This is a genomic window from Acinetobacter sp. 226 (assembly GCF_048147925.1).
In the GTDB taxonomy this organism is placed as follows: Bacteria; Pseudomonadota; Gammaproteobacteria; order Pseudomonadales; family Moraxellaceae; genus Acinetobacter; species Acinetobacter pecorum.
In genome coordinates this window covers 1-5576 of sequence record NZ_JAYWYX010000054.1, presented here as the reverse complement: position 1 = coordinate 5576, position 5576 = coordinate 1, and the positions used below count along the sequence as shown (strand labels likewise).

General features: G+C 35.7%; 7 protein-coding genes. 6 read left to right on the top strand and 1 reads right to left on the bottom strand.

The features are described from left to right. The first annotated feature begins 280 nt into the window (after nucleotides 1-280). Nucleotides 281-1237 carry a replication initiation protein gene (locus VXP95_RS15120; RefSeq protein WP_416712330.1) on the top strand — a complete coding sequence of 319 codons (957 nt, stop codon included), beginning with the start codon at nucleotides 281-283 and terminating at the stop codon, nucleotides 1235-1237. Further along, on the top strand, nucleotides 1207-2226 hold the full coding sequence (locus tag VXP95_RS15115; RefSeq protein ID WP_416712329.1) for a DUF4917 family protein: 1020 nt from the start codon (nucleotides 1207-1209) through the stop codon (nucleotides 2224-2226). Before VXP95_RS15120 ends, VXP95_RS15115 begins: the two co-directional genes overlap by 31 nt. Nucleotides 2227-2241: 15 nt before the next feature. On the opposite strand, the gene VXP95_RS15110 is transcribed toward VXP95_RS15115, so the two are convergent. Next, a complete protein-coding gene (locus tag VXP95_RS15110) occupies nucleotides 2242-2664 on the bottom strand; it encodes a hypothetical protein (RefSeq protein ID WP_416712328.1) in 423 nt (140 codons plus the stop codon). A 258-nt stretch (nucleotides 2665-2922) separates the two neighbouring features. Here VXP95_RS15110 and VXP95_RS15105 point away from each other — a divergent pair, with 258 nt between their 5' ends. The 4 genes from VXP95_RS15105 (at nucleotide 2923) to VXP95_RS15090 (ending at nucleotide 5545) form a co-directional block, all read left to right on the top strand. Further along, nucleotides 2923-3255: a plasmid mobilization protein gene (locus tag VXP95_RS15105; protein WP_416712327.1), complete on the top strand. Its 333-nt coding sequence runs from the start codon at nucleotides 2923-2925 to the stop codon at nucleotides 3253-3255. Beyond that, nucleotides 3245-4870 (top strand): relaxase/mobilization nuclease domain-containing protein, encoded by a 1626-nt coding sequence (locus tag VXP95_RS15100; protein WP_416712326.1) that lies wholly within the window; start codon nucleotides 3245-3247, stop codon nucleotides 4868-4870. Before VXP95_RS15105 ends, VXP95_RS15100 begins: the two co-directional genes overlap by 11 nt. 76 nt (nucleotides 4871-4946) lie before the next feature. Further along, a complete protein-coding gene (locus VXP95_RS15095; protein WP_003115799.1) occupies nucleotides 4947-5261 on the top strand; it encodes a type II toxin-antitoxin system Phd/YefM family antitoxin in 315 nt (104 codons plus the stop codon). Beyond that, nucleotides 5258-5545, top strand: coding sequence for a type II toxin-antitoxin system RelE/ParE family toxin (locus VXP95_RS15090; RefSeq protein ID WP_003115798.1), 288 nt, complete (start codon nucleotides 5258-5260; stop codon nucleotides 5543-5545). Before VXP95_RS15095 ends, VXP95_RS15090 begins: the two co-directional genes overlap by 4 nt. Nucleotides 5546-5576 lie beyond the last annotated feature (31 nt).

The window sequence follows — 5576 nt, the reverse complement described above, 5'->3', positions numbered from 1 at the left end:
GCGAGTTTTTATTTTAAGAATCTTGCATACTTCGAGAAATATTTAATTAGATTATATGCCGTATATTGGCAAAAAAAACGGCTATAAGATTAAGAAAATCAATAACTTTTAAAACTATTAAAGTTGTGTTAGATTTTCTTTCAGGCGAAAAAAAAGCAGGTTTGGCGACCCGCTTTCTTTTCTTTGTTTAACAAATACTTAAAGCATCTGTAAACTCAAATCCGATACTTGTATTTTACTGATGTTTTGAGCATTTGCAACATACAGGACGTTGCAAAAGGTGAATAACGCTCAATTAAGCGATTTTTTTGAAAATCTTGCTCATAAACCATACTGTGCAGATGATTTATTGTATGGCTTACAAATAAGACCGAAAAAAACGGCAATTAACATGCAATACATACAGGGTAATCAGCCTTGTATGCTTCATTACTTCTTTTTTGATATAGATCGTTCAGATGCTGTCATGGCATGGCATGATGAAAATTTGCCAATGCCCTATTGGACAGCGCAGACCTTAAAAAATGGTCATGCTCATATTTGCTATAAATTAGAAATTCCACTGTGTACCAGTGAATTAGCGAGTCAAAAAGCAATAGCCTATGCCTCAAAGGTTCAGGCAGGACTTGCCAATAAACTTGGAGCAGACGTTGGCTACAGTCATCTCATTACGAAGAATCCATTTCATAAAGATTGGCGTGTCACTTTTTGGAGTGAACAAGCCTATACGCTCGATTATTTAGCCGATTTTGTAGAGCTACCTAAGAAATTAAGCAAAAAACAGGAAGTTTCAGGACTTGGACGTAATTGCACACTATTTGATACCGTGCGTAAATGGGCATATACGGCTGTTAGAGCGCATCGAGGTGGTATTTATAGTATCTGGCTAGAAGAAGTCACTAAACAGTGTTTAAGCGTAAATGACACGTTTTTAGAAGCCTTACCGTATTCAGAAATTAAAGCTACAGCAAAAAGCATAGCGACATACTGCTGGAAAAAAGATGCTTATTGCTATCAAGAGTTTATTGATCGACAAAGTCGAAAGGGACAATTAGGTGGCATAAAAAGTAATTCTTCGAATGGTGGGAAAGCTCGTTCTAATAAATATGAAAATTTAAGAAAAGAATGCTTAAAATTGAAGAAAAAAGGTTTAAGAAATAGTGATATAGCAAAAATCATATCAGTTTCTAGAGCTACAGTGATTGCTTGGATAAAACAGAGTGGGGAAGTATCTTGATTTGTAATTGGGAAGATATAAAAGACGAAAAATGGAATAACCTCTTATTGGGGAATGGGTTTAGTACAAATATATGGAAAAATTATTCATATCAGTCACTTTATAAATACTCTATAGATAATTCTATTGATCCTCCTCTTATAGAAAGTATTCAAAATATCTTTAAAAATCTGCAAGATATTAATTTTGAAGAAGTTTTAAGAGCTATAGCTTATACTATTTTAGTTAAAAACTCTCTGGGTGAAGAAACTGAACGATATCTTCAACTCTATGAAACAGTACAACAGAATCTTTTTAATACTGTTTATGCTGTGCATGTCGAGTATTCAAAACTGGATAAATCAGCACTCGCACAAGAAATTAAGTCATTTAAAAATGTTTTTACTACTTGTTATGACCTAATCTTATATTGGTCATCTTATGGTGCTTTAAACCCCAACACCATTGCAGATTTTTTTTGGAGTAATGACAGCAATGCCTTTGATCCAACAAATACACAAACATCTAAAGCTCGCTTTTACTATCTACACGGGGCTTTGCATTTAAAGCAGGATTTAAACGGTACTGTATCGAAGCTTCGGTATACGTCAGATAAGTTGCCAGCTAGTAGTGATTTCAAATATCAAGGTGAAAAAACACAATTACCGCTTTATATAGCAGAAGGAAATAGCGAATATAAACTGAAAAAAATCAAATCCAACAATTATTTAAGCTTCTGTTACCATAGTTTTTCTAGTATTTCAGGAAGTCTATTAGTAATAGGGCATAGTTTAAACAAAGAATTTGATAATCACCTTATAGAAGCGATTAAGCACAACATAAACCTTAAGGCTGTGGGTTTATCTATCTATTCAGAACTTACACAGCTAGAAAAAGAGCAGTTAGTTAAAGATTTGGAAGCTAAGCTGCATAGAAAAGATTTGGAACTCTTTTTCTTTGAATCTAATACCCATCCATTAATTAATGAAAGTGTCAAAGTGCAAGCCTAAATCAGATATCAGCCCTTACTTATATCCAGCTTGCTTGCATATGGTTTCTAGGGTAAATGTTTTTATATTTTGATTTATTTTTAATTCTTTTCTGATTTCTTGATCTTCAATTAAGATAGCTTCTTTAATTTTTTTACTTAAATTGTCTGCATCTCTTGCTACTTGTTTTGCAAGTTCCTTATCTTTTGCCCACATTATTCCATCTTTACTTAATTGTTCTAAATAATAGATTTGGGTGTTATCAAGTTTTCTTATCTTGCATGATAATTCAATATATTTTGTACTTTTAGCAGTTTTCAGTTGTTCGCCAAGTTCCGTTCTTTGGTCGAGTAACAAATTCAAAAAATCAATTTTACTTTTAACATATTCTTCTACACTTACTGCCTGAACAGGATAACTACTTAATATCAATGTAAAAAGTAAGACAAATTTTTTCATAGTATTTTCACTTTAAATGATTTAAACATTTTACATTATTTATAATACCTCACATCTTTATTTTTTTTGTTAATGGGCAAGGACACACAAAGGGTACTCTATACAAAAACTAAAGTTTTCGATAGAGTTACCTTTTGTGCCTTGCAAGGGAAGAATCCCTTGACCCTCTTTTCGCCTTTTTCTATTGCGGTAAATTGCCTTTACTTGGCAATTTGTCCTCATAAAAAAGCCGATTCAACCCATGAAGCAGATTGAATCATGACGAAGAAAGAAATCATTAAAAGACAAAAAGAGATCAAAGTCCGTTTGACCGAAGCTGAACATCAAGCCTTACTTGAACGAATGACTGGAGGAGAACTTGCGACTTGGATTAGAAATACTTGCCTTGATGAGAAACCGAATAAAAAAAGAAATTATAAAGCGGCAGATCCTCAGCTCTTAGCTGCATTAGGGCGTATTGGAGGTAATCTCAATCAGATTGCAAGACAAGTAAATACCGTTGAATCCGATATAGAGAAAATTAGAGCTTTTGCAGAGTTGGCAGTTATTCGAGAACAGCTACAAGGAATCTTAGCCAGCTATGATTGTTAAATTTTTGGGAAATAAAGGGGGAGGTAGTGCAGGTGCAACAATTGATTACCTACTTGGCAAAGATCGAGATAGACCAGGTGCAGTTTTACTGAGTGGAGATCCTGAATTAACCCAACGATTAGCAGATAACCTGGACTTCCAAAATCGTTATACGGTTGGGGTACTTTCATTTGAGGAATCAAACCTCGAAGAACAGCAAAAAGAAGCCATCATGCAGAGCTTTGAAGAAACATTGCTTGCAGGTTTAGAGCGCGATCAATACGACATTACTTGGATAGAACACACTGATAAAGGGCGTTTAGAACTTAATTTCGTAATTCCAAATGTGGAATTAAGTACAGGAAAGAGATTACAGCCTTATTTTGATCAAGCTGACCGCCCACTTGTAGAAAACTGGAAACAAGTCACCAATTTTGAGCATGGTTTAACAGATCCTCATGCTCCAGAGAAAGCTCAAGCAATTAAAACTTTGAATAGCCAAAACTTACCTCAAAGTGTCAAAGAAATTAAAGAGCAAATCGGGACTGCAATTGCTGAGCAAATTAGCAATGGAAATATCCGAAATAGGCAAGATGTAGTTGACACCCTAAAGGGTGCAGGCTTTGAGATTGCCAGAGAAACAGATAGATCAATCAGTATTAAGAATCCTGACGGCAAGCGAAATATTCGTTTAGAAGGCGTAATTTATGAAAATCGACAATTTGATAAGCAATTTGCAGAAGAACACAGCCGAGCAGGACAGGATTATCAAAGAACAAGCCGAGAGCGTTACGAAACAGCACTTGGAAAGTTACAACGCCTTACTGAGAGCAAGCAGCAAGGAAACAGAGAGAATTTTAAGGTCAAACCTTCAAACCATCCAAGATCATCAGCCGAAAATCAGAAACGCTTTGCGTTTGAATATTCTCACGGGAGCAATTCTGGGCATGTTGATTACAGTGTTTCTAGTCTTTCTTGGCGTCAATTGGTGGTTAGCGAAGCAAATCCAGAACAAGCAGCAGGAATTAGCCGAAATCAATCTCAAAGTAGAGCAAACACCTCTAGAAAAACAAATCTTGCGGAAGGTGACTCTACACGAGAGCGAAGACAAGAAAACCCTATATATCATGGCGAAGAACAGCAAAAAAGCGGACGCTTACGAGAATACAGCCAATCAAATGGTACTGAAATTGGAAAAATAGAATCTACCTTCAAAACTCCTTTTGAAAATCCATTTAACCAGTCAAATGATGGAAAGGAGCTTTTGAAGGATAGCGGAAGTTTATTTGAAAACTTAGCCACCTCAAAAGAAGCAAAGCAGGACGTAAAACAGAGTAATCCTAATCAAGCGGAACAAGATAATGCCAAACGACTTTATGAATCGCTACAAAGACTTATTGAACTCGTTAGAGAAGCAATTGAAAGAGCTAAACGCTATAAATCAAAGTCAGAGCGAGCAGATCGAAACCTTGAGCATTCAGAATCAAGTATTGAGAAGTCAGAACGAGGAATTAGCCAGTCAAAATCAGCAATTAAACAATCTCAACAGCAAATTAAGAGAAGTGAACAGCAAATTAGCCAGCAAATGAAAGAGAAACAGATTGAAAGGAGCGCAAGTAGAGGATTTGGGCGTTAAATTTAATAAATTATGCTAGATTACTTGCAGAAAAAGTCTAAAATAGACAAAACGCCTACTTTTATGAGGTTTGGAAATGCAAGTTATTACAGCGAAAGATGCAAAATCACGCTTTGGTGAGTTATTAGATACGATGCAGCGAGAGCCTGTATTAGTCACAAAGAATAAGCGCCCTGTTGGTGTTTTCTTGTCATTAAAAGACGTGAAAGGCACCCACTTAGAAAGCCTTTTTGATGTCCAAGATGATGATTATGAAGATTGGGAAAAAGAGAAAATCACAGAAGCGTTAAATGCTTTGAAAGCGCATCCATCTGACACGAAAGAAATGAAGTCAGTACATGCGACTGCAATGCAAAAGGCACGAGACTTGGTAGCGAGCCGTAAAAGATGACCTATGAAGTTTCTTACTTGCCACAAGCAGAACAGGATTTAATTGAAATTTTGGCGTATGGCATAGAGACATGGGGCGAAAAACTAGCAGAAGGGATGTATTTAAAAATTACTGAACAGCTAGAAACCCTGTATTTCTCACCAAATCGAACTAAAAAGAAGGGCAGTTTAGGAACAAGAGAAATGCTTATTTCTGACAGTCCATACCGTGCAATTATTCAAATTGATGAGGAAGCCAAGCGAGTTTTTATTTTAAGAATCTTGCATACTTCGAGAAATATTTAATTAGATTATATGCCGTATATTGGCAAAAAAA

Bases quoted from the DNA above. Each gene is read 5' to 3' on its own strand.
- VXP95_RS15110 (WP_416712328.1), bottom strand. From the start codon at position 2,664: ATGAAAAAATTTGTCTTACTTTTTACATTGATATTAAGTAGTTATCCT.
- VXP95_RS15105 (WP_416712327.1), top strand. From the start codon at position 2,923: ATGACGAAGAAAGAAATCATTAAAAGACAAAAAGAGATCAAAGTCCGT.
- VXP95_RS15100 (WP_416712326.1), top strand. From the start codon at position 3,245: ATGATTGTTAAATTTTTGGGAAATAAAGGGGGAGGTAGTGCAGGTGCA.
- VXP95_RS15095 (WP_003115799.1), top strand. From the start codon at position 4,947: ATGCAAGTTATTACAGCGAAAGATGCAAAATCACGCTTTGGTGAGTTA.
- VXP95_RS15090 (WP_003115798.1), top strand. From the start codon at position 5,258: ATGACCTATGAAGTTTCTTACTTGCCACAAGCAGAACAGGATTTAATT.